This is a genomic window from Pseudomonas sp. B6(2017) (assembly GCF_002112765.1).
Lineage (GTDB): Bacteria > Pseudomonadota > Gammaproteobacteria > Pseudomonadales > Pseudomonadaceae > Aquipseudomonas > Aquipseudomonas piscis.
In genome coordinates, this window is record NZ_NEIQ01000028.1 from 1 (window position 1) to 22,515 (window position 22,515).

A 22,515-nucleotide genomic window follows, 5' to 3' on the forward strand; every position below is an offset into this window, starting at 1 on the left:
GGGGGAGGGGGCTCCAGTGGTGGTGGCGGGGCTTCGGGCAGCTGGTGAGCCTCGTGCCTGGGCACCGGCCATGGGGAATGGGCCCAGGCTGATAGGCCAAGGCCCGGCTGCTTCAGTCGTGTAGCAGGCTGGCGCCGTACTGGTTGAAGCTGTTGCCCAGGGCCGCGTTGCCATTGACGTTGAGCCTGGCCATGCCGCCGCCGAGCCGGCAGGCATCCGAGCAGCAGGAATGGTGGGTGGCGCTGGAGCAGGCACCGAGCAGCAAGACGGCGCCAATCAATAGCACTCTGATGCAGTTCAACTTCATGTTCAGCAACTCCAGGTCCGGACCGGGGATCGAATGGGCTGGCGCTTCTAGCGCTGTCACATATTGATACATGTTCTGCTTTTGCGATAGCCGGGGGTTGTTCGCCAGGCGCCAGGACGTTTGTTTCCTGGTGCGGGAACCGGTAGAAAGAACCCACGCATTCAGAAAACAGATGAGCCCATGAGCGACATCGAGAAATCCACTAGCCGCCTGTTCGACCTCGACCTGCTGCGAGCCATAGTCACGGTGGCCGACTGCGGTAGTTTCACCACCGCGGCCACGCGCCTGCACTCCACCCAGTCCACCGTCAGCCAGAAGATTCGCCGCCTGGAAGAAATGGCCGGGCATCGCTTGCTCGAGCGCGGCAACCGCGATGTGCTGCCCACCGATGCCGGCGAGACGCTGCTGGGTTATGCCCGGCGCCTGCTGGCGCTGAACGACGAAATGCTCGAGGCGCTGTCCGGGGCCACGGTGGCGCTGACGGTGCGTATCGGCGTGCCGGATGACTTCGCCACCGGGCGGACCACCGAACAGCTGGCGGCCTTCAACCGGCGCTATCCGCAGGTCAAGCTGGAGGTCACCAGCGGCATGAGTCGTGACTTGAGCGCCAGTTACGACCGTGGCGAGCTCGACCTGGTGTTGCTCAAGCAACGCCGGAGCAGCCGCGAGGCGCAGGCCTGCTGGCCGGAAAAGACCCGTTGGGTGGACAGCGCCAGGAACCCCTGCATCGACCTGGATCCGCTGCCCATCGTGACTTTCCCGCCTAGGGGGGTGTACCGCGATGAAATGATCAGCGCCCTGGAAGGCATCGGTCGGCGTTGGCATATCAGTTTCACCAGTTCCAGCCTCAGTGGCCTGCAATCGGCCATCGCCGATGGCATGGGCATCGGCCTGCTGCCGCTGCGGGCGGTGACGGCGGAACACCAGGTGCTGGCCAAGGCCAGCGGACTGCCGGCGGTGGATGTGTTCGAGGTGGCATTGCTGCACCGCCCGGCGGCCGATCCCATGGTCAAGGAGCTGGCTCGGGTGCTGTCCCGGGTGCTGGCCCAGGACACGCGCGGATGAGCTTGTTAGATATTCGATAAATGAATGTCACCTATTTCAGTATTTAATTTGTGCATGAAGGGGCGGCTGGATATCGTGGTGCCCATGGCGGCCCACGCCACGCCGTTGACGTACCGGGCCCAGGCTTTGTTCACCCTGCCTGCCGTGACGGGCGGGGCAGCAAAACAACAATGAGGAGAGTCTCCATGTCCAAGTCCACTTACTACGCGCCGCATGGCGGGCACCCGGCCCAGACCGAGCTGCTCACCGACCGTGCGATGTTCACCGAAGCCTACGCGGTGATCCCCAAGGGCGTGATGCGCGATATCGTCACCAGCCACTTGCCCCACTGGGACAACATGCGCATGTGGGTCATCGCCCGCCCGCTGTCGGGTTTCGCTGAAACCTTCTCCCAGTACATCGTCGAAGTCGGCCCCAACGGCGGCAGCGACAAGCCCGAGCAGGACCCCAACGCCGAGGCGGTGCTGTTCGTCGTCGAGGGTGAGGTGAACCTGACCCTGCAAGGCCAGCAACACGTGCTCACGCCTGGGGGCTATGCCTTCATTCCGCCGGCCGCCGACTGGAAGCTGCGAAACACCAGCGGCACCGAAGCGCGTTTCCACTGGATTCGCAAGCATTACCAGAAGGTCGATGGCGTGCCGTACCCGGAGGCTTTCGTCACCAACGAGCAAGACATCGAGCCACGGGTGATGCCCGACACCGAAGGTCGCTGGAGCACCACCCGCTTCGTCGACATGAGCGACATGCGCCATGACATGCACGTCAACATCGTCAACTTCGAGCCGGGCGGCGTGATTCCGTTCGCCGAGACCCATGTCATGGAACACGGTCTCTATGTGCTGGAAGGCAAGGCGGTGTATCGCCTGAACCAGGATTGGGTCGAGGTCGAGGCTGGTGACTTCATGTGGTTGCGTGCGTTCTGCCCGCAGGCCTGCTACTCCGGCGGCCCGGGTCGCTTCCGCTACCTGCTGTACAAGGATGTGAACCGCCAGATGCGCCTGACCCTGAACGCGCCGCATTGATGCGCAGGGCCAGGGCAGCGATCGACTGCTGCCCTGGCTGTCCAGGTTCCGCACCAGGCCGGCGAGCGATCGCCGGTTTTCTTTTGCCCCGGGAAAAGCGTTTCGCCTGCTGGGCCGCATCACCTGGCCGTGGATGCCGACGCCAGAGCGGCTGGCGCCAGCAGTGCTGGAACATTCCAGGGTGGCGCGACAGTGTGTCGCACTGGCGTGATGGATGAGCCTGGTCTTTGCTGTGTCGGGCCTGGCGCCGTGCCGGGTGGTCCACTTCACGTCATGTGGGAGCAGGTGTCCTGCCCCAGGTAGAGGGGCGTTCAACTACGCAAAAGGACACGGACCGTTATCGATGTCTCGACCAAGGAGGTCATGTTGAAAATGAAATTTCTGGCGGCTTCGCTGCTGCTCTGGATGTTCTCGATGACCGCGCAAGCGGGTTGCGCGGTATTGGGACCCTGGGATGATCCGTGCTCGAAAGCCGTGCTCGGTCCGACTCCTACATTGTGCGAATGCCCATGACTGAATCGCACTCCGACCAGGACGGTGGAATCTTGTGTGACTGACCAGGAGGTCTTGAATGAAGAAAATGTTGTTGGCGGCATTGCTGCTATGCGGTTTCTCCCTGACTGCCCAAGCTTCGTGCCCGGTGTTCGGTCCGTCCAAGGATCCATGCAGCGGCCCGGTATTTGGCCCGTCTACCTGCGAGTGCCCATGAGGTAACTTGCCTGGCGGGTCCGGCCGGTGCCGGGCCCGCACGCCGGGAAGACTGTCGTGGGTTGCGAGAGATCCCGGCCGATCACGGTTGCTGGAAGGCCACCCAGCGTTCAGCGACAATAGCGCCCTTCGATTTTCCCCCGCCAAAGCAAGGAGCAACCCGGTGACAGCTGTTTATGGCACGGCCTATGTCGACCAGTTGATCGACAGCCGCAGCTACGAGGCGATGGCCATGCTCGGTGCGCATATGGAGGCGGCCGCACCGGCTCCCGACCAGCCGGACCTGGGTCTGCCGGCGCCGCTGTTCGTCTATCTGGAAGCCCTGACCTGGTTCGCCCAATCGGTTCGTTCCGGTGCCTGGACCTATTTTGAAGCGACGCCACATCCTCGGCAGCAAGCGATGCGTGACAACCTGCTGGCGCTGGATTGCGATTGCTGGCGGGAGCGCTATGTCTTTGGCATGGATCACTGGGCCGACGAGGCTTCGATGGCGGAGCTGGATCGGTGGATCGACGCATCCGAGCCGGAGCAGGAAACCTGGCTGTTGCAGTTGCTGGACACCCATCGTGATCGGCTCAAGCAGCTGCTGTGCCGCGCCGCACACCTCCATTTGAGTGAGCCAGATGCGTAAGGCGGACCGCCTGTTCCAACGAGTCAACCTGATCCGGCTTCACCAGCAAGTGTTTTGAAGGAGGCGCATAGCCAGGTGCCGAGACTGCTAGAGCAACGCAACAAGATCGGTATTTTGCTAGGCTGCGGCCTTTTTCAAGGGATGGTCTTATGTCTGATCGGTTCATGATGGTTGATCTGCAAAGCAGGAAGCAGTTTGTAAAGGAAGTTGTGCAGGAACTGGGCTATGCACTGGTCAATGAGAATGAGCGATCGGTATTCTTTGAAGGCGCTAACAAGATTGTCTATGGCGTCAATCTCAGTACCCTCGACGATGGTTATGTCGCGATCAACTTCGCCGTAGCCGCCGGGCGCACGGTGGACGATGCACAGCGCATTGCCGTGTTGAATCACTTCAATTATGACTACAGGGTCTTGAAGTGCTTCTACAGTGAGAAACCTTCCTTGTTGTTCAGCATGGAGTCCTTTGTTTTTTCAGAAGAGGGTTTCGTGAACTTCTTCAACTACTCCGCAGGCGCTCTCGAAGAAGCCTATGCTGAATTGCAAGCGCGTTTCCCAGGGGCATATTGATATCCAGTGCAGAACAGGGGCCGGAAAGGTCGAGTTGTTGCTGGATGAGAAGGGTGCGATGAGGTTTGATCCGTACATCAGGATCGTAGGTTAGCCCCAGCAGGACCATCGTTCAGGGGCAGCGCCCGAGTCGATATCCGAACGCTGGCATTGCAGTCTTGGTGATGGCTGGTTCAGTGGCTTCAGCGCGGCATCTTGAGGAAAGCCCGGTTGTGTACCGGGCTTTTTTATTGTTTGGGGCCGTTGTTGTGAGAAGGGCATATTTCAGTAGGCCCAGGGTGGTTCAAAAGCCCTCGGGGTAAAGTGCTGTGTCCTTCTTGGAGCAGTTCATTGCAGCTATTCGTTTAGCAAAGGGCAGTTGGGAAAAGCCCTGCATGGATGGCATTAGCTGTTCTTGTTGTTTGCGAGCGGATTCAAGCGAAACCGAAAATATTCTTGAATTGAAGTACCTGCATTGCTCCAAACGTTCCGTTTCGGTCCTGGGCATCGGCACCGCATCGACTTCCTTTTGATACTCCTCGCTCTGTTTGCTTGCACAGCCCGATGAAACCGCAGCTGCAAGAGAAATCATCACAAAAAACAAGAACCTCATACTTGACCTTCACTCTACTTATTGGGGATTCGAGATAGCTGGGGCAGGGGTGGCAAACTCTACCTGGAGTACTTGCCCGAGACTGGTTTCGAGCGGGTAGGGGACCTGCGCCAGGGCGATGTGATATTGCCGGTTCGCTCGCCGCTGCCCAACTACACGGGAGTCTATCTGGCCGATGGCGTGCTCAAGAGCGAGCCGGAACATTACCCTGCGCCTGGCTTCATCCTGCACCATCTTTATGGCCGTGCCAGCGAACGCGACACCTATGGTGGCTACTGGCCGGAAGTCATCGTGAGCTACTGGCGGCACCTGGCAAGCTACTCGGCAAACATGGTGTAGCGGAGGCCGCTGGAAAAATGGCCGTCTCAAGCTGGGAGAGAAATCTTCCTTCAAGCCGCGTTATCCCTTCAAAGAGTACATTCCTTGCAACTGCACCGGTGTCAGCGGAGGAAGCTTCTGCGTCTGCCTGACCCCTATTCGTTTATTTTCGGTACGCACGTTGAGTGGATAGTAACTCGCGCCATACTCAAAGTTGCCTTCGCAGGTCTGCACAAGCCATGCGCCGAAGCGTACGCCGTTGCTTCCAAAGGTGGTTAGGTACTGATCCAATCGATTCACACAACCGTCTTGGAAATCTGCTTTTATCAGATGTGCCCATTCCTGGGAGATTTCGTCATTGGCAGCGCCAGAAGCTGACGCCAGCAGAAAGATGAGAGCAAGAACTCCTCGGCTCAGTGAGGGCATGACGGCAATTCCTTTGCGTATACAGAGGGAGGCAAGTATCCATTTAGCATCAGGTTTACAGCAACACAAAGACCAGCACTGCACTGGGCTTTGTGCATCTGGCGCTCGCCGCTGGCTGCGGTGCTTGTGGGCATGCGGACCCCTGGCGCGCTGGAGTGGAACGCTCGCCTCAGGTGTGCTTTCTCCAGCTTCCCGACCTGGGCAATCGCCTCGGCGAATCTCCGCACCCTTGATGTGGGTGGTTGGAGAGTGTACAGGGCGGCCACATGGGAGGCTTAGGGATGAGTGCGCACGAACTGCAAGGCTGTGACGATCAGGATGGGTCCATGACGTCCTCTCTCAACAGCGAATACTGCACTAGATCGTGATATGTACTTCCCCAGTACCCGGCTTTGCGAAGAACGCCTTCACGCACGAAACCCATGCGCTCAAGCAGATTCAATGACGGTACGTTCTTGGGATGAGCGAGCGCCTCTATCCTGTTCAGATCCATGTGTGCGATACCCCAATCAATGCATGGTCTGATCGCTTCACTCATGAAGCCTTTCCCCTGAGCTGATTGAGCCAGTTCAAAGCCGATCGAACAGCTCCTCCATGAGCGGTTCCACTTGAACAGTCCGCAGGTCCCAATCAGCTTCCCCTGGGAGAGGTCCTCCAGGCCCCAGCGAATGCCCGGGTTGGGTGCTGCACGCCAGCTATTGAATAGCTCAACAAGCTGCTCTGCTTGCTCAATGTGAGCGATGGGATCAGAGCCGAACCACTTCATGGCATCTGCATCACTATGGATTTCTAGCAAGGTCGGTGCATCGTTTTTTGTCAGCTCTCGCAGGCGTAGGCGTTTTGTAAGAAGGGTTGGAAACTCAATCATTGCCAGCTGTTCCTGTGGGCAAACATCGTTGCTCCTGGACATGAAAAAAACCGGCGTTTGGCCGGGCTTGGCCCTGAACTAGATGCCTATACCATCCCGATGTCACTGCAGTTCTCCGATCAGGGGCGATGTTCGCGCCTTGAGTTCATCCCGTTGAGCCAGTAAAGCCCTGGACTCTGCCTTTGCTGCGTTACTAGATACCGTAATGGCTGTGGTGCGTGCGGGGTTGGTAGGTTTATCCAAGTCTTCATTCAACATGGAGATGACCCCCATTTTAATTGTGATCATTGTGGGCAATACAGGCTATTGCTGAATGGGGGAGGGCTTTGCGTCCAGGATGGATGGGTGCACAAGGTGGATGGTAGATTCCGTGCGTTTACTAGCAAAGGAGTTGCGATATGGCGGTGGTAACGTTCGTGTTTAAGCTTAAGACCAAGAGCGGCAGTGGCATGAGTAATGTGCTCCAGAATGGTAGCGACCAGCGGGATGCGGAACGCAAGATCCTGGAGAAGTATCCAGGCGCAACCATACTAGATGCCCGTCGGCAGTGACGTAGAAGCCCGGCCCCGCGCTGGGCTTTTTGCATCTGGAGCATGCCAAATGCCTCTTGGATTTCAGATACATAGAAGATTCACATTGCCTTAGAATGGCCCTTTCCCGCCTTTCAAAGGAATGATTACGTGGTGAGCACCAACGCCATCTGCTGCCCGCAATGCCAAGGTCAAAACGTCCAGCTTCTGTCCGTCATCCATGCTGCTGGCACCTCTCACATACAAGCGACCCATCAGGCGCAATCCCAATCCGGATTCGGCCCCAGCGTGACTGTAGAAACCACGGGCCGTCATCAGACCCATTTGGCTGCAAGCGTCGCCCCTCCAGGGGCTAAACGCCTGCTTGGTCCGGTAATCCTTACTGGGGTGGGCGCTATCATCTTGTACGACGGTCTGAAACTATCATGGGAAGTGGACTGGACCAGGTTCTTCATCGGCGTGACGTTCATAGCCATTGGTGTGATCGGGTTCGTCCGGCACTGTCGATACAACATTAAGCAATATGATGAATACGAAGAGTGGCGCCGCACTTGGCTATGCCACGCTTGCGGCACTCGATTCCAACCGTGAATGGCGTAAGAGGGCACCTTCGGGTGCCTTTTCTTTTTTACGTCTTGTGAGGGGGCGCTTGCTGATCAAAGCCGAGGCAGGGTGTATGTGTGAGCAGGCCTATGTCCTGCAACTGAGCATGTCGTGGGGCAATCTGTACGACAATCAATGCCATTAAATGCCAAGCGACCTTATATCCAGCTGCTTCGAAAAAGCCCGAGCACAATCGGCATGTGCTGCGATGAGCGTCGCAGCTTTAGATCGAGCGCTGGTTAACTCGCGCCGACAACTGTTCGGCGCTCTCCTTTCGTTCTGAGTAGCGATCTACCAGGAAGTCTTGGCGGTCGCGCAGCAGTAAGGTGAACTTCACCAGCTCTTCCATAACGTCGACCACTCGGTCGTAGTAAGCCGAAGGCTTCATACGCCCAGCATCATCGAACTCCAGGTAGGCCTTGGGCACTGAGGACTGGTTGGGAACAGTGAACATGCGCATCCACCGGCCGAGTACGCGCAGTTGATTGACTACGTTGAATGACTGCGAGCCGCCGCAGACCTGCATCACTGCCAGTGTCTTGCCCTGTGTCGGGCGCACAGCTCCGAGTGATAGGGGAATCCAGTCGATCTGGGCCTTGAACACTGCGGACAGCGCACCATGGCGCTCAGGGGAGCACCAGACCTGTCCCTCTGACCACTGCACCAGATCGCGCAATTCCTGCACCTTGGGGTGTTCTACCGGAGCATCATCAGGCAATGGCAGGCCGGATGGATTGAAGATGCGAATCTCTGCGCCGAAGTGTTCCAGCAGACGGCCAGCTTCCTCTACCAGTAGGCGACTGAAGGAGCGCTCGCGGGTCGATCCGTAGAGCAACAGAATGCGGGGTTGATGCTCGCTGGTGCGGTTGGTTGTTGGCGACTTATCGAAGAGTGAAAGGTCGAGATTGGGCAGATGTTCTGACATGGTTTTCTCCTGCTCAAAGAGCGCCGATGCGGTCCAACTCACGCTTGAGTGCATCGCGGTCGAGTGTGTCGAAGGGAAGGGCGAAGAAGGCTTTGCAGCGCAGCTCAATACGGGCCAGCGTATTGCTGAATGCGGCCTCGATTGATGTTTCATCGCCCACCACGTCGGATGGATCTTCCAATCCCCAATGGCTTTTCACTGCTGGTCCGAAGTAGACCGGGCAGGCTTCACCGGCGGCCTTGTCGCAGACAGTGATGACAATATCTGGCGGGTTGCCTTCGAAGTCGTCGTTACCTTTGCTGCGTAGGCCTGCAGTGCAGATACCGGCTTGCTGCAATGTGGTGAGGCTACGGGGCAGCACCTGACCCTTGGGGAAACTACCGGAACTGACTGCTTCAAATCCTGTGGGGGCCAGGTGGTTGAACAGCGCTTCGGAAAGAATGCTGCGGCAGCTATTGGCCGTGCACATAAACAGGACTCGCATGTAGAGCTCCCCCGCTTCTTGGCGGACGTCAGAGGCTCAGGCGCAGTGCCAGGGCCGAAAGGGTGATCAGTAGAACTGGGAGGGTTAGCAGCGTGCCAACCTTGAAGTAGTAGCCCCAGGTGATACGTATGCCTTTACGTTCCAGCACATGCAGCCAGAGCAACGTGGCAAGGCTGCCTATAGGGGTGATCTTCGGACCGAGGTCACAGCCGATGATGTTGGCGTAGATCATTGCCTCGCGTACAAGACCCTCAGCCCCACTGGCCTGGATCGACAAGGCGCCTACTAGCACGCTGGGCATGTTGTTCATGATCGAGGACAGGAATGCTGAGAGCAGTCCGGTACCGATGGCAGTGCCCCATAGGCCCTGTTCGGCTAGTCGGTCGAGCTGTTGGGTGAGCAGATCAGTCAGGCCTGCGTTTTTCAGCCCATAGACCACCAGGTACATACCTAGGGAGAAGATCACCACCTGCCAGGGCGCTTCGCGTAGCACTCGGCGGGTTGAGATGCGGTGGCCACGGGCGGCAACGGCAAAGAGGATGGCGGCGCATGCAGCGGCAACTGCGCTGACCGGAATACCCAATGGCTCTAGGGCGAACAGGCCGACGAGCAACACCAGCAGGGTCCACCATCCCACTATAAACGTGGCGCGGTCATGGATGGCCGTTTTGGGTTCCTTCAACGCATCCAGCGCGTAACGGCGTGGGATATCACGACGGAAGAACAGGAACAGCACTATCAACGTGGCCGCAACGCTTGCCAGATTGACTGGCACCATCACCGAGGCGTACTCGGCAAAGCCCAGGTCGAAGTAGTCGGCTGAAACAATGTTCACCAGGTTAGAAACCACCAGAGGCAAACTTGCAGTATCAGCGATGAAGCCCGCAGCCATGACGAAGGCCAGCGTCGCGGCCGGCGAAAAGCGCAGGGCAAGCAGCATCGACATAACAATTGGGGTGAGGATCAGCGCTGCGCCGTCGTTGGCAAATAGCGCTGATACCGCAGCGCCCAGCAGCACACAAAAAGCGAACAAGCGGTAACCGCTGCCGTTTGCCCAGCGCGCTACATGTAAGGCAGCCCATTCGAAGAGTCCAGCCTCGTCGAGCAGCAAGCTGATGATGATAACGGCGATGAACGTAGCGGTGGCATTCCAGACGATGGCCCATACGGTGGGTATGTCACTCAGAGAAACAGCTCCGCTGGCCAGGGCGATGCCAGCCCCTAGTGCAGCGCTCCAGCCAACACCGAGGCCCTTGGGTTGCCAGATGACCAGAACGAGGGTGAAAACGAAGACGGCGATAGCAATCAGCATGGAAAAACTCGCTCGTTGAGGGTCAGCAGCATGCGGTATCACGAACGGGCCGGCCGTCCATGTTCTGTAGGCGAAGTGTGTTCTCAGCGAGCCACTCGGTATTGGCCTGCAGCGTTACCTGCAGCATCTCCTGTACCCAGGACGGGAGTTCTGGATTGAGGCGGTAATACACCCACTGGCCCTGGCGACGATCCAGCAGCAGACCACTGGAGCGCAGTTGTGCCAGGTGGCGGCTGATCTTCGGTTGGCTGTCATCGAGGGCACACATCAGCTCGCAGACACAGAGTTCGCCCAGGCTGGCGATGAGCAGAGCCGCACGGGCGCGGGTTTCGTCAGCCAGGTTCTTGAAGAGATCTAGTGGGGTGATCATTGGGGTGGCTCGAATATATGGAAATTCGAATATATGGATATCCATATATTTATGGCAAGCCGATTTTAGGGCAAAACGGGGCCGCCAAGAGTCGTCTTAGGTTGAGGGCCGACTGACAAGGGCTCGTATTTACGGGCCTTGACCGACCTAAGCAGAAATAGGAAGGGGGCTCTAGTAACTGCCGGTCATGGTGTGTGGCAAGACCAGACCATCCTGAGATTATGAAAATATAGGGGCGCCACCTAGGCCGGACCACTGGTCCTGGTGTTCTGTCGGCAGGGTGTCGCAGGAGGGAGGTTACGGAAACTAAAGAAATGATGCGGAAACGGGCAACGGGTGACGGTAGGGGGTCGTGAGCAGCAGAAACAAAAAAGCCCTGAATAATCAGGGCTTTATCGTAGAGATTTGGCGGAGGCGTAGAGATTCGAACTCTAGGACCTGTTACAGTCGGCGGTTTTCAAGACCGATATAGAGAGGCAGCATGGCCGTGCCTTTCGGGAGCTTTCCGTTCCATTACTTTAGTTTTTTGACGCCTCTACAAGCCGCATTCTACAAGGGGGCTGCTTTAAGTTATGGAACGGATTTTCAAGCTATTTTGACGGCTTCGCGATAGCTCCGACACGACGATAGACGCGCTCTGTGATGTCTCCTTTGGTGTGGCCCAGCAGTAGGCTCGCTTCGCCTACGTCCGCAATTTCAGAAGCCGCTTTTGGCCGGATATCTCTAAACTGAAAGCCACCAATCTTGGCTGCCAGCAGTTCGTCACCGATCTGTAGCGCCGCCGATTTCGCATCTTCCCGGGCGGCGTCCCAGCGCTTCCTCAGCATTGTGGCCGTCATCCGCTTTCCGTGCCGGCTGACGATCAAGTAACTCGACACATGCTGGGAATTTCGTGCAGTGATTTCCGCGATCAACCGGCCAAGGCTGTTTGCCTCACCCTCAGTAGCCAGCAAGATGCGCAGCTTCTTCTGTGTCTTGTTCTGCTGCACCACAAGATATCCGCCATCGATATCGTCCTTACGCATGATCAGCACATCTGCCGGCCTCTGCCCGGTCAGGTACGCCAGATCCATAGCGTCTTTCAGCTCTTGAGCTGCCTTCTTGTAGACCGCATCCCACACCACATCATTTGCGTAGTAGTCCCTCGGTGTTTCCTTGTTCTTCCGCACGCCCTGGCAGGGGTTCTCTTTCGTCGTCAGTCCCCACTCTCGCGCAATGTTGAAAATGTGGGAGAGGGTGGCAATCTCACGATTAGCCCGAACCTTCGCCGATCGGGCATCTCTGTAGCCGGCGATTGACGCCGGGGTGATTGCGTCAATTGGTGCGTTGTCGAACACGGTTCTGAGCTGCTTGATCTCCGCCAGATTGTCTTTCTGCGTGCGCGGTGCTTTCTTGGGTACCACCTCGCGGATGTATCGATCGAAAATGCCTTTCATGGTGCGTAGGTCCAGCGGCTTTTCCTTCGCCTCGAGTTCAGCCCATTTCATCCTTGCCTGGTCCAGGTCTTTACCTAACGGGATATCCCTTCCGAGAATGTCGCGGTAGTAGTAAGCCGACCAGATGCTGCCGTTCTTTCGCTTCCGGGAGCGCTTGTACATCCGGGGCGGTAGGTGGTGGTGCTCGGTCTTGCGGGGGCGCATATCAGTTCACTCGCGAAAAGTCTGGCGTCCATGCCGGTGCTGCCGGCGGCGGGTTGGGGTCTAAGATTGTCGGAGTGACAGCGCCCAGCTTTATACGGGCGTACTGGCGACCCACTAATGGCCTACCGCCGCGGCTCTCGACATAGAGCCACTTTCGATCGTCCAGCCAGCGGCGCTGGTGGAATCGACCCTTGTAGCCGGTGATGTCGGCTAGTTCTTCCTCCGAAAGGATCTCGGTTTCCATAAAGTCTCTCCACGCCGCGCCGGGCGGCAGAACGTGTTACGGGGTGGCTTTGTCGATGGCCGCGGCGAGCCTGACTTGGGTGCCATTGCCGTGGTTTGCAGGCTTGATCTTGGGGATGACCCTCAAGGCTTCCTGAGCCGCAGAAACCAGCTCTTCAGTAATTGCGGTCAGCCGGTTTATCTCTTCAATTGATTGCTGATGCAGAGCAGTGTCTGTTGCGAGAGGCGAGCCAGTGCAGCCCTGGTACTTCTTTGTTCGAGCAGTCAGTCGAACCAGAAGCGGGCGGTCGTCTAGTGCATGAGGCATAGGAATTCCTCGCCCGCAGATGCAGGCTGTTGAGTGTTGGTTTGAGGTGTGTCTGATTGCCCGTGGCGTTGCGCCGGGGCACTGTTGCTGTGTCCGCCCGGTTCGTTGTCAGGCTGCTGCAGCGGCCGGCTTATGCCGGGCCGGGCGGACTCTTCAGTTCTTGTAGCCACTGCTGATGCGGTCGGCGATCCCTTCCAGGCTCTCAGCCATTCCCCACATGTCGTTGTTGTCGCGGCGGGATACGACTTTGCACCTGGCAACGTTGCGGCCAATCAAGATCCATGCAGCCAGCCTGATCAACCAGGCCTCGGCCTTTCTGCGAAAGAAGCTGTTCATAGCCTTGGCCCCCTGTAGATCAGGTAGGCCATGTACACCAGGGGCAGGATCATGGCTGCACCTCCCGGCGCGCCCACCAGCAGACTGGGCCGTCGTCCGTGTCGTGGATCGCCAGGCAGAACCAGTCCTCACCGTTTGGACGCTCAGGCTCCCAGTAGCTGAAATCTGGGTCCCCGGATTCGAAGTATCGGTCCGCAACCGCTTCGTCTGCGTACTCAAGGCGAACTTGCTTCACCGCAAGCCTTTGTTCGGTTATCCAGGCCTTGCACTTCTCGCCGTCGCCTTCGTCGAAGTCGGGCATATCAGGATGCTGGAACGAACCCATTTCGTCGCGAACGACGGGTGCTGCTTGGATCAGCTTGATTTCTTCAGGCATGACTTGTCCTTGCCGCTGCTGCGGCTGGCTGTAATGGGAAGGGGTGGCAACTTGCCTTGATTGAGGGTCTAAGCTGGTAGGTGTAAAAAGCCGTTCAACTTCGTTCAGTTAAGGACCTGACGTGTCGCACAGCATGGATACTCCGATTGCGCTTGAGCACCGTGGATATACGGTATTCATCAAGTTTGAATGGGAGCGGCCGAACGACGAAGCTCCTGCAGCTGCACGAGTCATCCAGGTGGGTGATGTTGCGGGCCTTGGGGATGTTGCAGCAGAGCTTCAGGGCCCTTGGGAGAGCTACCAAGCTGCTCTGGAGGAAGCTATTTCAGCAGCTGAGCGCTGGATTAACAGCCAGTTGCCGTAGGCATCAATTGTCCATGCTGCCAATATGGCTGGCTTAATTGGTTTCGCATGGTCAGACTGGGGCTCAATCTCAGAGCGCCAAGCCATGTCAATAGATCGGATATTCCATCTGGAGCAGGCTTTGCTTGCAGTCATCACGCAAGCCGCACAACAGGGCCTGGAGAGCGAAAAACTATGCTCACATGCTATTGGTGGCATGATGGGCAATACATCCTGGCGCTGGGTTACTGCCGAGTATGTGCCTGGTGCTGCTGATGAGCTTGAAAGTGCGCTGCGCGTGCTGAAGCGTTGAGGGTTACTGCTGGGGAGGGTTGAGGCGCGCTACTTCGTCGAGGCAGGCGTTCCAGATTGCTGCATCTCGATCGTCGTCGATCTCAGTCAATACCGACGGCTCGGGCTTTCGCTCAGGCAGCACCACGGCAGCCAGCGCGCCTGGGCGGGTGTAGAGAGCGCGCAACTCGTACTCCTCCGGCATGGACTGGAAATCCTCCAGTGACCCGCTGCCGACTTCTTCCCAGCAACACGAGCCATGCGTTCGGACCATGTGCACCATCTCGCCCTGGTGCTGGGCGTTGCCATGCCGCACGGTTACCGTTTCGCCAAGCTCCAGCCATGAGGGCAGATTGCCCGGCAGTTGCAGCTCAACCTGCCCCAGGCCGGGTGTGTAGGCACATACGCGGGCAACCACTGAATGGCCATGGTGCTGCTCGGCAGGCTGGGCGAGAAGGGCGCGCAGCTCACCGACTGCACGCAGGCTGTCCTGGTAGCTGTCGCCGACTATCCGCATCAGTAGTTCGCGCAGTTCGTTACTCATTGTCGTCACCCTCATGGAACATTGCCCGCTCTTGGTCATCTTTGAGCTGTAGCCAGAAGTCGTCGTCCTGATCATCTTCGGTTGGCTTGCGCTCCAGGGCGGCGCGGTCTGTCCCAAGGCACGCGTTGCAGTCTTTGCAGAAGTAGCCGAGGAACTTTCCATCTACGATCTGGCTGCGCGGAACCACATTTGGATGCTGGCAGGGTGCCCGCTCGTCGCGCTCGACCTGTGGCGACTCGCAATCAACACGGCAACCATCCTCGCAGCCGGCGCACGCACCGCAAGACTTTGGCTCTGCGCTGGCGTCCAGGGCTGCTTTGATCTGGGCTAGCAACACCGAATTACCGATGTACCTGGTCGCAGCTACCAGCAGCGCATCCCGCTCGGCCAGCTGGCGCTTGAATTGAGCGCGATCCATGTCGTAGTTGTAGTCGGCTTGGGCAACCATTAGATCAAGGCGTTTGACTTCGGAGCGCAGCCCCTCGTTCTCTCGCTTCAGCCTCTGCGCCTCGTCGAACCACGACCGCCGCGACAGCTCGCGCTCGTTGTTCTCTGTTGCTGCGTCGTCCAGGTTTTGGGTTTCTGTGGGCATGGGGATACCTCAGTAGATGCGTTCAAGTTGCTGTTGAATTCGGCGACCAATCCAGCGAACGACCGGGACGGCCTTACTGTTGCCGATGGCCTTGTAGCGCGGCCCATCTGGACAGTCATTCGCGGGCCTGCTGCGATAGGGGATGAGGGTGTAATCGTCGGGGAAGCCCTGTAGGCGTTCGCATTCACGGGGAGTTAGGCGCCGGACTGCGGAGCGTGTTTGTATCGCTTGAACCTCTGAGCGCGCTTCCAGGGTGTATGCATGGTCAGCTTGCACGCCAACCCCGTCGGGACCGCTGTCTGGGTTGCAGCGTAATGCGCCGGCCTGGATCGCATGTGTTACGACGTTTGGGCCAAGCCCAGAGTTGGTATTGTCCAGCTGTTTCCCATAGTTGCTTGTCACTGTCTGTGCGATTTCGCGGCAGTGCAGATAGTTTTGTTGCTGCGCTCCAGCCTCAGCAGAAAGCGCCCCAACGATCTGACCGTCACCACCGATAAAGCGTGCTTCGCTTCGGCTGTTTTGCGTAAAGGCCAGGACAGCGTTTTCCTGTCCGTTGTTGCGACCTAGCGTGTGCGCCTGATCAAGTCGGACGTTAGGATCTTGCGTGCCATGCACTACCAGCATTCCGCTTTCTGCATCCTGCTGAGTGGCGCTGCCAGCAGCCTTCCCATTGGCCTGCAGTGTTCCCGCCAGTTGCAGCCCTCCAGCCAGCTCGAAATCCGTGCCTAGCCCACCGCCGCCTGTTGCCCTGGAACCGAGCGTCCCGGTAACGCAAAATGTCTCGCTCTCGATGTCCAGGCGCGTGTCCTTGGCCGTCAGCGTGGCAGCCTGGCTAACGTCTCCCTTCAGACTATGTCCGCCGAATGCTGGGACCCCAGCTAACACCTCGATCGCGGGTCCCTCATCACCTTCGCAGTTCGGACAGCCGTATTGGCCCAGGTCTAGGCCGAACACCCATCCACAGCCGCATTGGAGAGAAGGGCCGAATGGAGCTCTTCCGGCAAGGTCTTGCCCCTGGCCTCGGCGCGGCGCAGTATCCCGGCGCACGCCTTCGCGCTCAAAAAGTACCTCGACGGGATCGAATCCGTCTCGAGCACTTGCGACAACGAACACACGACGGCGTCGTTGGGCCAGGCCGAAATATTGGGCGTCCAGGACCCGCCACGCGATTGTTCTTTTGGGTCCATACACACAACCAGCGTCCGGCCATTTCTTCCCTGAAGGCTGCAGTTCGCAGTCTTCCCCAGCAAGCGCACCAAGAAAGCATCCGAAGGCGTTCCCTTTGTCACTGAGGACGCCGGGGACGTTCTCCCAGACGATGATGCTGGCGGGTTTGCCGTTGATGGCTCGAACATAGTCAACTGCATCTGCAAGCTCCACGTATTTGATGGTGAGGGCGCCGCGCGGGTCGGTGAGGCCATCCCGCATACCGGCAACCGAGAAGGCCTGGCATGGGGTGCCGCCGACCAGCACGTCAGGCGCTGGGATCTTGCTGGTTAGCACCAGGGCGGCCAGCTTGGTCATGTCGCCGAGGTTCGGCACGTCCGGGAAGTGGTGGGCCAAGACCGCACAGGGGAATGGCTCAATCTCGGAGAACCAGGAGGCCTTCATTCCTAGCGGGTGCCAAGCTATGGTTGCGGCCTCGATGCCGCTGCATACGCTTCCGTAAGTTGTGGCCATTGGGGTACCTGTATTTATGTAGTGCAGCGATAATCGAAGTTTTTACATCAGGCAGGGGGCATAGGGATGAGCGAAGAGAAACACGAAATTATGGGGCCTGGCTTTCAATCGCTACCGGGCTCCATAAAGACAAAGGTTGCGGAGGGGCATGTAAAGGCCGCCGTGAGTGACTTGCGCGGATGGAAGGGGATTTATGAGCTGTGTGTTGAGTTGCGAAACTTTGAAATATCACAACTAGTTCAACGCAATAACTTTTTTATGATTTTTCAAGGGGTTCTGCTAGCTGGTGTATGTCAGTCTGCAGGTCAAATTCCTATTGTCAGCTTTATGATTTGTCTTGCCGGCTTGGCCGTTTCAGTCCTCCAAGCGGGCATGGCTGCCGGGGCTAAATATTGGCAGGTTCACTGGGAGCTTAACACTCAGAAGTCAGAGCAGGTCATGATGAAAGTTTGGACCGTGCATGATCGACTGCAAAAACAAATTGACGATAACAACGTAGAGATAGACAGCCATCTTTATTCGCAGCTTGAATCGAGGAAGCTTCTAATTCACCTGTTTCAAGAGGACTACAATCGAGATGGTATTCGTGAAAGCATCCAAGAAGGTCGGGTAAAAAGACGATTTGTGAACTGGTTGATAATGAAGCGCTTCTCCGCAAGTCGGATACCAATCTATGTTGGGCTTTGTCTGTCTATTGTTTGGTTCGTCCTATTGATTTGTACAATCAGAATCCCTGGGGTCGACTGGAATGTGCTTAGTTGGATTACCGGTTTTCATTCGAAGTGATCGAAGACGTCTGTCATGACAATCAATGCAGATGAATCAGGTTGGGTCAGGCGGCTTTCGTTTCGGCCTATTGGGCGACGATCGCCTTGGCTGCGTGGTTGATTAGATACAGCCGATTGATCAGGCTGTCGCGCGGCTTGTCGATGGTGATCTCCCAGTAGTCGCAGCCCAGGCCCAGCTCCTCGTGATGCTCGCTCATGAACATGCTGGCATGCTCGACGCAGCTGATGTCGCCGGCCTCGCTCAGGCAGTCATTCAGCGAGTCCCAGAAGTCGCGTCCATCCTCGCCATATTCAATGGCTGCAAGATGCCCTTTAACCAGCTTGCGGATCTCGTCCCAGCGCCCGGCCTCGTGTCTGCCGCCATCGTTGCGCATCCACTCTGGCAGGGCGTTGTATTGATCCTCGTCGATTTGCTCGCATATCTGGTTGCATACGCCAGTCACCAGTGCTGCTCGGAAAGCTTGCTCGTCAAACTCGCGCTCGCGGCAGTGCTCTTCAAGCTTTGAGTGGATGTAGTAGCCGATGTCATCACCGGCCAGGAACTCGATGCCGTAGGAGAGGCCGACGTTGAATGTCAGGCCGTCAATGTCGCCGACAATGGCGATGCCGAAGCGAGTAATCAGGATATCGAAGGCGTAGGCACTGGTACGCGGGGCCTTGCAGCGCCAGGCCTTCAACTGATCGGTGTCAGCCAGGATGGTGTATTCGTGGTCCTTCAAGCACTCTGCGGCGCGCTCGCTGCGCTTGGCCTTTTCGGCTTTGCGCTTAGCGATCCATTCCTGGTGGCGCTGTTCGTTGTTCATGGTTTATTTCCATGCATGCGCCTGCCTCGCCGGCTAGCGTGATTCGTTGAAGTGGGGTATTTGTGTTCGGCCCGGCATGGAGCCGGAGGAGAGAGAAACTATGTCAGACACGTTCTTCGACGAGCTGCTCGGCTACGACTTCACTATCTACGTGAAAGAGCATCCAAATGGTTTTACTTCCGAGACGGAAATTGAGAAAGATGGCGTGCGAGTACTACCTCTCATCAAGTCCCACGATAAGCTGTGGTCGAGCCTCGATGAAGCTCGGCATGCGGCGCGACTGCATGCTTGGTCGCTGATCCATAACCTCGCCGACAAAGCCAAGTGACACAGGTGCGTTGCGTGCAGCGCCGGAGGGTCAGGCTGCGTTCGGGAACTGCTTGGCCAAGGCCTGCTGCACCGTCTCGATGATGCGGCAGAGGTAGGCCCAGTCCGGGTTCGGCTCCATGGCGTCAGCCGGCAGGTTCCACCTGTCGTCACCGAACACCCGATGCATGAACTCGCGGTGGGCGCCGCCGCACTCATCGAGCGAACTGGTGTGGCGAACATCCTCTACCTCGTCGAGCAGGCTCCTGGCGTCTTCTGCGTCCAGGTCGCGGTCACGCCGCATTTGCACGATCACCTTCCGCGCTTTGTCGGCCAGCGCTTCAGCACTGAACCGGCGAGAGCTCAGCGACCGGTCGAAGTGGCCGATGATGTAGGCGTCATGCAGCTTGCAGAAAAACTGGCCGATAGTCAGGCCATCCCACATGCCGCCCCAGTAGGCGTGCCAGGTCTTGTCATAGCAGCTGACGGTGATCTTGCCTTTACAGGGAGCGAGGTCTTCCAGGTAGACGCTGATCGGGTCCAGGCTATGAACTCCTGTGATCAGCAGCTTAGTGACTGTCGAGGTTTCGACGTTCATGGCTTTCTCCATGCAGGCGCCGCCCTCCGTGCTGGTGGCGGCATGGTGGCTATTTGGGTTTGGATGGGGTATTACGCTTTATGGCAAAACAATCGGGAGAGGGGTTATGGATTTTTTCGACAAATGCGATATCCAAGATTCACTTCAGACAATCGAGCAAATCATCACATCTGGGATCTTTAGCCCACAAAACTCAAGAAGCCCTTTCTTCAAACCGTCCTTCGTTGCTTTGCTTATTTCGCTTCGCGATTTGATGTATAAGGCCGAAAAGTATTCGACTCGAATAAACTTTACAGATGACGTTGACCTGCGTGACAAAGTCCAGGATGTAAGCGGGCTGATAAAGTTTGTCAGGGATGCGCTGTGCCACCCAGATAGCGACAATCATTATCTTGATAACGGCATCAAGGCGACTTTCAACGTCATTTTTGGTGCTGGCTGCATGGCTCAGTTTGGAAGTTGCCGACAGGAGTCAATCTATGCTGATGACATCTGCTTCTTCTTTGGCATGCATCGTATATACCTAAATCGGCACATTGTGCGCGCGACACAGGAGGCTAAGGCCAAGCTAGAGCCGTTGATGTAGCGGGGCAAGTAGGTCTCCTGGCGTCAAAATCTCGCAGCCGCTGTCCCGTTTTAGTTCGGCCTGGCTGGCATCTTCGAACTTGCGCGCAAGCCTTGTTGATATGCGAAAAGCTGGCGCGTCAGTCCTAAGCAGTCGACGCGCTCGCTCATCTGGCGACTGGGCGGTCCAGGACAGGGCAAGGTCTTGCCATAGCTCCTGGACCTGGCTGTAGCCGTGAGCCTTCATTTCCGCCGCAAGCTGCTTGCGAATCCCGGCCGGCATATCGAAGTGCATTTTCTCTATGCCCAGGCGATCCGCCTCGGCCTTTTTGCGCCCGCGGTAGTCAGCTGAATGCTTCGCCGCGCCTGTCTTCTCTGCCTTCACGGCCTTCCCCTGATCTCTATGTTGTTCTCGGTAGCGATCATCAAGACGCGCTGCACGCGCATCGACGAAATGTGCCGGACGCCCAATGGTTGCCCGGCTTGCGTTTTGTGTTAGCCGGCTGTTTGTAAGGTGGCGGCTCGGTAACGTCGAATTACAATTTGATTTACTGCCCCACACCATATTATAGGTTTTGATTGTTGTTTTCCGGTGAAATAACACTTTCCAGATACGAGGATGTGTGCGCCAGCTAGGTCATCTAACTCATCAATATTAAAGTTTTTTATAAACTCATCAGCAATATCTTGGAATATTGCCACGCTGACTGATTGATATTCAGGGGCGGAATTTAACCAGATTTTTCCATCTGGCGTTTTTTTTACACTAGTGATTGGACCCCAGTAGAACATGGGGGCTTCACTTTCCTCTTCCTTTGAGATTTCGCTGAAGGCACGGGTAATATCTCTCACGCAACCCGAGATATAAGGCTCATCACCTTTTTTGAAAAAAGTTAATTTTGCGGAGGAGTTCCGAAAGTCAGGGCTTTGTACCAGTCGATGTAAGATTCGACGTAAAGTAAATTCTTGACTTGAAAGTCTATTTCCACCTTTTACTACGTAGGATCTTCCATCTTGTGAGGGCGGACCGTTTGGAAGTTCTGGTGGCGGAGCTACATCGATATCACCACCCTTTTCTTTATCGAGGCGCACTATTATATCGCCACTGCTTTTAAGCATATCTACAGCTTCAGAACCATCTCCCTTGTCCTGATCGACCACCACATATTCTGCCTTTAAATCGCATTCGCTGCTGTGATGGGCGCAAAAGTGGGCGGGATGGCCGTGCGTGCTTTCCTTTCGGAACCATGCCAGCGCTCCGCACATTGTACAGATAAGATCGTTTCGTTTACTGCTTAACTCCGAATCCTCCAGCTTTGAAAATGCAAAAGCTTCCCAAGTTCTGCCGTCATTTCTACACAGAGCATATTGCATGTCTTCTTCCCTGGTTCATGGCAACTAGCCATTATCCTGCCCCTTCATTTCGGTTTTGCCAAGTAGCCGAAGTGGTTTCCTGCCAGCTGATCGGCTTGCTCTTGGCGTCAACCAGCACAGCTTTCGTCTTGATCTGCATATCACGACATTTTCCAGGCTTGTGGGGTAGTTCAATGAGCTGCTCGGCATACTGCGGCGCGTCGAACATCGGCGAAACATAGCGAGCTGTACTTTCCATGATCTATTTGGGTGTGCTTGGCGACCAACTTCAGCCATCCGTGCTGGTGGCAATTTGGGGTGGGGTGGGGTATTACAGCGAGTAAAATTCATTTGCGAGGGGCATATGACCACAATCGTCACAGAAGCACAGCTGTCCGATACCGACCTCATTGGCTTCCACGAGGTTCTATTAATCAGCGATCCTGCTGACGAGGTAGGTGTTCTGGCTTTCGCATGGCCGCAACTTGCTCCATTATCGTCTTCGCTTCATCCCGGGACGCCGGTGGCGAATCAACTGAAGGTCCTAGTTGACGATCCCCACAACTATGAAACCCTTGCGAGGGTCACTGCGATCGTAATTTCTCGACGTGGTCAGTAAATCTCGATAAGGCCGATCGCCTCATCTCTTAGATCCTGCTGAAGTATCTGCATGTTCTTGAAAGGCGTTTACGCCTCTTCGGCGTCAAGTCGCGATGCTTGGCGCTGGCCGGCGGTACGAATCATCCGCGCCACGTTTTCACTAACTGTGATTTTGTGGCGCGGGCATTCGATCGCCTGATAGGAAAGGGTCGAGCCCAGGGCGTGAGCATTGATGATCAGGTTCTGGACTGCCTCACTGATCTCTTCGATATCGTTCCAGGCCATCAGCTCTTCAAGCTTCTGTCGGGTACCCAGTCGTAGCCTGTGCCGCAGTTCCTTCTCGTCGTACTCGATCCGCTTCGCGGCGGTTTTCGCAGATCGCTCTTTTCCAGTTTTGGCCATGGTCTACCTCTTCAATTTCA

34 protein-coding genes are annotated in these 22,515 nt (G+C 56.8%); 12 read left to right on the forward strand and 22 right to left on the reverse strand.

All coding sequences use genetic code 11. The features are described from left to right. Window positions 1-112: 112 nt before the first annotated feature. Entirely contained in the window at window positions 113-307 is a 195-nt protein-coding gene (locus CAG11_RS31220; RefSeq protein ID WP_085600282.1) for a hypothetical protein, read from the reverse strand. Window positions 308-487: 180 nt separating this feature from the next. Here CAG11_RS31220 and CAG11_RS31225 point away from each other — a divergent pair, with 180 nt between their 5' ends. The 5 genes from CAG11_RS31225 (at window position 488) to CAG11_RS31240 (ending at window position 4,302) form a co-directional block, all read left to right on the forward strand. Then, the gene (locus CAG11_RS31225; RefSeq protein WP_022639572.1) at window positions 488-1,372 is read left to right on the forward strand and encodes a LysR family transcriptional regulator; all 885 of its coding nucleotides are present in this window, start codon (window positions 488-490) and stop codon (window positions 1,370-1,372) included. A gap of 185 nt (window positions 1,373-1,557) precedes the next feature. Beyond that, window positions 1,558-2,394: a bifunctional allantoicase/(S)-ureidoglycine aminohydrolase gene (locus tag CAG11_RS31230; RefSeq protein ID WP_022639570.1), complete on the forward strand. Its 837-nt coding sequence runs from the start codon at window positions 1,558-1,560 to the stop codon at window positions 2,392-2,394. A 366-nt stretch (window positions 2,395-2,760) separates the two neighbouring features. Beyond that, entirely contained in the window at window positions 2,761-2,907 is a 147-nt protein-coding gene (locus CAG11_RS33500) for a hypothetical protein (RefSeq protein ID WP_124421344.1), read from the forward strand. A 358-nt stretch (window positions 2,908-3,265) separates the two neighbouring features. Then, window positions 3,266-3,733: a hypothetical protein gene (locus CAG11_RS31235; RefSeq protein WP_085600285.1), complete on the forward strand. Its 468-nt coding sequence runs from the start codon at window positions 3,266-3,268 to the stop codon at window positions 3,731-3,733. A 149-nt stretch (window positions 3,734-3,882) separates the two neighbouring features. Further along, window positions 3,883-4,302, forward strand: a complete 420-nt coding sequence (locus tag CAG11_RS31240) for a hypothetical protein (protein ID WP_085600288.1) — start codon at window positions 3,883-3,885, stop codon at window positions 4,300-4,302. Window positions 4,303-4,585: 283 nt separating this feature from the next. Here the strand turns inward: CAG11_RS31240 and CAG11_RS31245 are convergent, their stop codons facing one another. Further along, window positions 4,586-4,894 carry a hypothetical protein gene (locus CAG11_RS31245; RefSeq protein ID WP_085600289.1) on the reverse strand — a complete coding sequence of 103 codons (309 nt, stop codon included), beginning with the start codon at window positions 4,892-4,894 and terminating at the stop codon, window positions 4,586-4,588. Between the two features lie 72 nt (window positions 4,895-4,966). Here CAG11_RS31245 and CAG11_RS31250 point away from each other — a divergent pair, with 72 nt between their 5' ends. Further along, entirely contained in the window at window positions 4,967-5,233 is a 267-nt protein-coding gene (locus CAG11_RS31250) for a hypothetical protein (RefSeq protein WP_256578811.1), read from the forward strand. Between the two features lie 60 nt (window positions 5,234-5,293). Here the strand turns inward: CAG11_RS31250 and CAG11_RS31255 are convergent, their stop codons facing one another. Both CAG11_RS31255 and CAG11_RS31260 read right to left on the reverse strand, forming a co-directional pair. Beyond that, window positions 5,294-5,638 (reverse strand): hypothetical protein, encoded by a 345-nt coding sequence (locus tag CAG11_RS31255; protein WP_085600293.1) that lies wholly within the window; start codon window positions 5,636-5,638, stop codon window positions 5,294-5,296. Window positions 5,639-5,951: 313 nt separating this feature from the next. Beyond that, window positions 5,952-6,506: a GNAT family N-acetyltransferase gene (locus CAG11_RS31260; RefSeq protein WP_085600296.1), complete on the reverse strand. Its 555-nt coding sequence runs from the start codon at window positions 6,504-6,506 to the stop codon at window positions 5,952-5,954. 680 nt (window positions 6,507-7,186) lie between these two features. Between CAG11_RS31260 and CAG11_RS31265 the strand changes: the two genes are divergently transcribed. Beyond that, complete coding sequence (locus tag CAG11_RS31265; RefSeq protein ID WP_085600298.1) at window positions 7,187-7,627, forward strand: hypothetical protein; 441 nt, start codon at window positions 7,187-7,189, stop codon at window positions 7,625-7,627. Between the two features lie 235 nt (window positions 7,628-7,862). On the opposite strand, the gene arsH is transcribed toward CAG11_RS31265, so the two are convergent. The 9 genes from arsH to CAG11_RS31310 form a co-directional block, all read right to left on the reverse strand. Continuing rightward, complete coding sequence (gene arsH, locus CAG11_RS31270) at window positions 7,863-8,564, reverse strand: arsenical resistance protein ArsH (RefSeq protein ID WP_085600300.1); 702 nt, start codon at window positions 8,562-8,564, stop codon at window positions 7,863-7,865. 13 nt (window positions 8,565-8,577) lie between these two features. After that, window positions 8,578-9,048 carry an arsenate reductase ArsC gene (locus CAG11_RS31275; RefSeq protein WP_085600303.1) on the reverse strand — a complete coding sequence of 157 codons (471 nt, stop codon included), beginning with the start codon at window positions 9,046-9,048 and terminating at the stop codon, window positions 8,578-8,580. A 28-nt stretch (window positions 9,049-9,076) separates the two neighbouring features. Then, window positions 9,077-10,360, reverse strand: a complete 1,284-nt coding sequence (locus CAG11_RS31280) for an arsenic transporter (protein ID WP_085600306.1) — start codon at window positions 10,358-10,360, stop codon at window positions 9,077-9,079. A 22-nt stretch (window positions 10,361-10,382) separates the two neighbouring features. Continuing rightward, complete coding sequence (locus tag CAG11_RS31285; RefSeq protein WP_085600308.1) at window positions 10,383-10,730, reverse strand: metalloregulator ArsR/SmtB family transcription factor; 348 nt, start codon at window positions 10,728-10,730, stop codon at window positions 10,383-10,385. A 590-nt stretch (window positions 10,731-11,320) separates the two neighbouring features. Next, window positions 11,321-12,370, reverse strand: coding sequence for a tyrosine-type recombinase/integrase (locus CAG11_RS31290; RefSeq protein ID WP_085600311.1), 1,050 nt, complete (start codon window positions 12,368-12,370; stop codon window positions 11,321-11,323). 1 nt (window position 12,371) lies between these two features. Beyond that, complete coding sequence (locus CAG11_RS31295; RefSeq protein ID WP_085600314.1) at window positions 12,372-12,614, reverse strand: DUF4224 domain-containing protein; 243 nt, start codon at window positions 12,612-12,614, stop codon at window positions 12,372-12,374. Window positions 12,615-12,650: 36 nt separating this feature from the next. Beyond that, window positions 12,651-12,920, reverse strand: coding sequence for a hypothetical protein (locus tag CAG11_RS31300; protein WP_085600317.1), 270 nt, complete (start codon window positions 12,918-12,920; stop codon window positions 12,651-12,653). Between the two features lie 153 nt (window positions 12,921-13,073). Beyond that, window positions 13,074-13,256, reverse strand: a complete 183-nt coding sequence (locus tag CAG11_RS31305; protein WP_085600319.1) for a hypothetical protein — start codon at window positions 13,254-13,256, stop codon at window positions 13,074-13,076. 49 nt (window positions 13,257-13,305) lie between these two features. After that, window positions 13,306-13,632, reverse strand: coding sequence for a hypothetical protein (locus CAG11_RS31310; protein ID WP_085600322.1), 327 nt, complete (start codon window positions 13,630-13,632; stop codon window positions 13,306-13,308). 133 nt (window positions 13,633-13,765) lie between these two features. Here CAG11_RS31310 and CAG11_RS31315 point away from each other — a divergent pair, with 133 nt between their 5' ends. Together CAG11_RS31315 and CAG11_RS31320 are read left to right on the forward strand one after the other, a co-directional pair. Beyond that, window positions 13,766-13,996 (forward strand): hypothetical protein, encoded by a 231-nt coding sequence (locus CAG11_RS31315; protein ID WP_256578812.1) that lies wholly within the window; start codon window positions 13,766-13,768, stop codon window positions 13,994-13,996. A gap of 120 nt (window positions 13,997-14,116) precedes the next feature. After that, window positions 14,117-14,287, forward strand: coding sequence for a hypothetical protein (locus tag CAG11_RS31320; RefSeq protein WP_256578813.1), 171 nt, complete (start codon window positions 14,117-14,119; stop codon window positions 14,285-14,287). Between the two features lie 3 nt (window positions 14,288-14,290). Here the strand turns inward: CAG11_RS31320 and CAG11_RS31325 are convergent, their stop codons facing one another. The 3 genes from CAG11_RS31325 to dcm are packed head-to-tail and all read right to left on the reverse strand — an operon-like array spanning window position 14,291 to window position 17,081. Then, window positions 14,291-14,809 carry a hypothetical protein gene (locus tag CAG11_RS31325; protein WP_085600328.1) on the reverse strand — a complete coding sequence of 173 codons (519 nt, stop codon included), beginning with the start codon at window positions 14,807-14,809 and terminating at the stop codon, window positions 14,291-14,293. Next, on the reverse strand, window positions 14,802-15,401 hold the full coding sequence (locus CAG11_RS31330) for a hypothetical protein (protein ID WP_085600330.1): 600 nt from the start codon (window positions 15,399-15,401) through the stop codon (window positions 14,802-14,804). The genes CAG11_RS31325 and CAG11_RS31330 overlap by 8 nt, the downstream gene beginning before the upstream one ends. Before the next feature lie 9 nt (window positions 15,402-15,410). Further along, window positions 15,411-17,081 (reverse strand): DNA cytosine methyltransferase, encoded by a 1,671-nt coding sequence (dcm, locus tag CAG11_RS31335; protein ID WP_085600333.1) that lies wholly within the window; start codon window positions 17,079-17,081, stop codon window positions 15,411-15,413. Between the two features lie 66 nt (window positions 17,082-17,147). On the opposite strand from dcm, the gene CAG11_RS31340 reads away from it, so the two are divergent. Then, on the forward strand, window positions 17,148-17,867 hold the full coding sequence (locus tag CAG11_RS31340) for a hypothetical protein (RefSeq protein ID WP_085600336.1): 720 nt from the start codon (window positions 17,148-17,150) through the stop codon (window positions 17,865-17,867). A 67-nt stretch (window positions 17,868-17,934) separates the two neighbouring features. Here the strand turns inward: CAG11_RS31340 and CAG11_RS31345 are convergent, their stop codons facing one another. Then, window positions 17,935-18,672: a hypothetical protein gene (locus CAG11_RS31345; protein WP_085600339.1), complete on the reverse strand. Its 738-nt coding sequence runs from the start codon at window positions 18,670-18,672 to the stop codon at window positions 17,935-17,937. A 100-nt stretch (window positions 18,673-18,772) separates the two neighbouring features. Here CAG11_RS31345 and CAG11_RS31350 point away from each other — a divergent pair, with 100 nt between their 5' ends. Next, window positions 18,773-19,000 (forward strand): hypothetical protein, encoded by a 228-nt coding sequence (locus CAG11_RS31350; protein ID WP_085600342.1) that lies wholly within the window; start codon window positions 18,773-18,775, stop codon window positions 18,998-19,000. Window positions 19,001-19,030: 30 nt separating this feature from the next. On the opposite strand, the gene CAG11_RS31355 is transcribed toward CAG11_RS31350, so the two are convergent. Further along, the gene (locus CAG11_RS31355) at window positions 19,031-19,576 is read right to left on the reverse strand and encodes a hypothetical protein (protein ID WP_085600345.1); all 546 of its coding nucleotides are present in this window, start codon (window positions 19,574-19,576) and stop codon (window positions 19,031-19,033) included. Between CAG11_RS31355 and CAG11_RS31360 the strand changes: the two genes are divergently transcribed. After that, the gene (locus CAG11_RS31360) at window positions 19,575-20,162 is read left to right on the forward strand and encodes a hypothetical protein (protein WP_256578814.1); all 588 of its coding nucleotides are present in this window, start codon (window positions 19,575-19,577) and stop codon (window positions 20,160-20,162) included. The two genes, CAG11_RS31355 and CAG11_RS31360, sit on opposite strands and share 2 nt — an antisense overlap. On the opposite strand, the gene CAG11_RS31365 is transcribed toward CAG11_RS31360, so the two are convergent. From CAG11_RS31365 to CAG11_RS31375, 4 genes are all read right to left on the reverse strand, one after another. After that, window positions 20,145-20,525 (reverse strand): hypothetical protein, encoded by a 381-nt coding sequence (locus CAG11_RS31365; protein WP_085600351.1) that lies wholly within the window; start codon window positions 20,523-20,525, stop codon window positions 20,145-20,147. The two genes, CAG11_RS31360 and CAG11_RS31365, sit on opposite strands and share 18 nt — an antisense overlap. Before the next feature lie 110 nt (window positions 20,526-20,635). Next, on the reverse strand, window positions 20,636-21,514 hold the full coding sequence (locus tag CAG11_RS31370; protein WP_085600354.1) for a hypothetical protein: 879 nt from the start codon (window positions 21,512-21,514) through the stop codon (window positions 20,636-20,638). Between the two features lie 31 nt (window positions 21,515-21,545). Beyond that, a complete protein-coding gene (locus CAG11_RS33505) occupies window positions 21,546-21,752 on the reverse strand; it encodes a hypothetical protein (RefSeq protein ID WP_143494843.1) in 207 nt (68 codons plus the stop codon). A 428-nt stretch (window positions 21,753-22,180) separates the two neighbouring features. Continuing rightward, window positions 22,181-22,495 (reverse strand): hypothetical protein, encoded by a 315-nt coding sequence (locus tag CAG11_RS31375; RefSeq protein ID WP_085600358.1) that lies wholly within the window; start codon window positions 22,493-22,495, stop codon window positions 22,181-22,183. Between the last annotated feature and the right edge of the window lie 20 nt (window positions 22,496-22,515).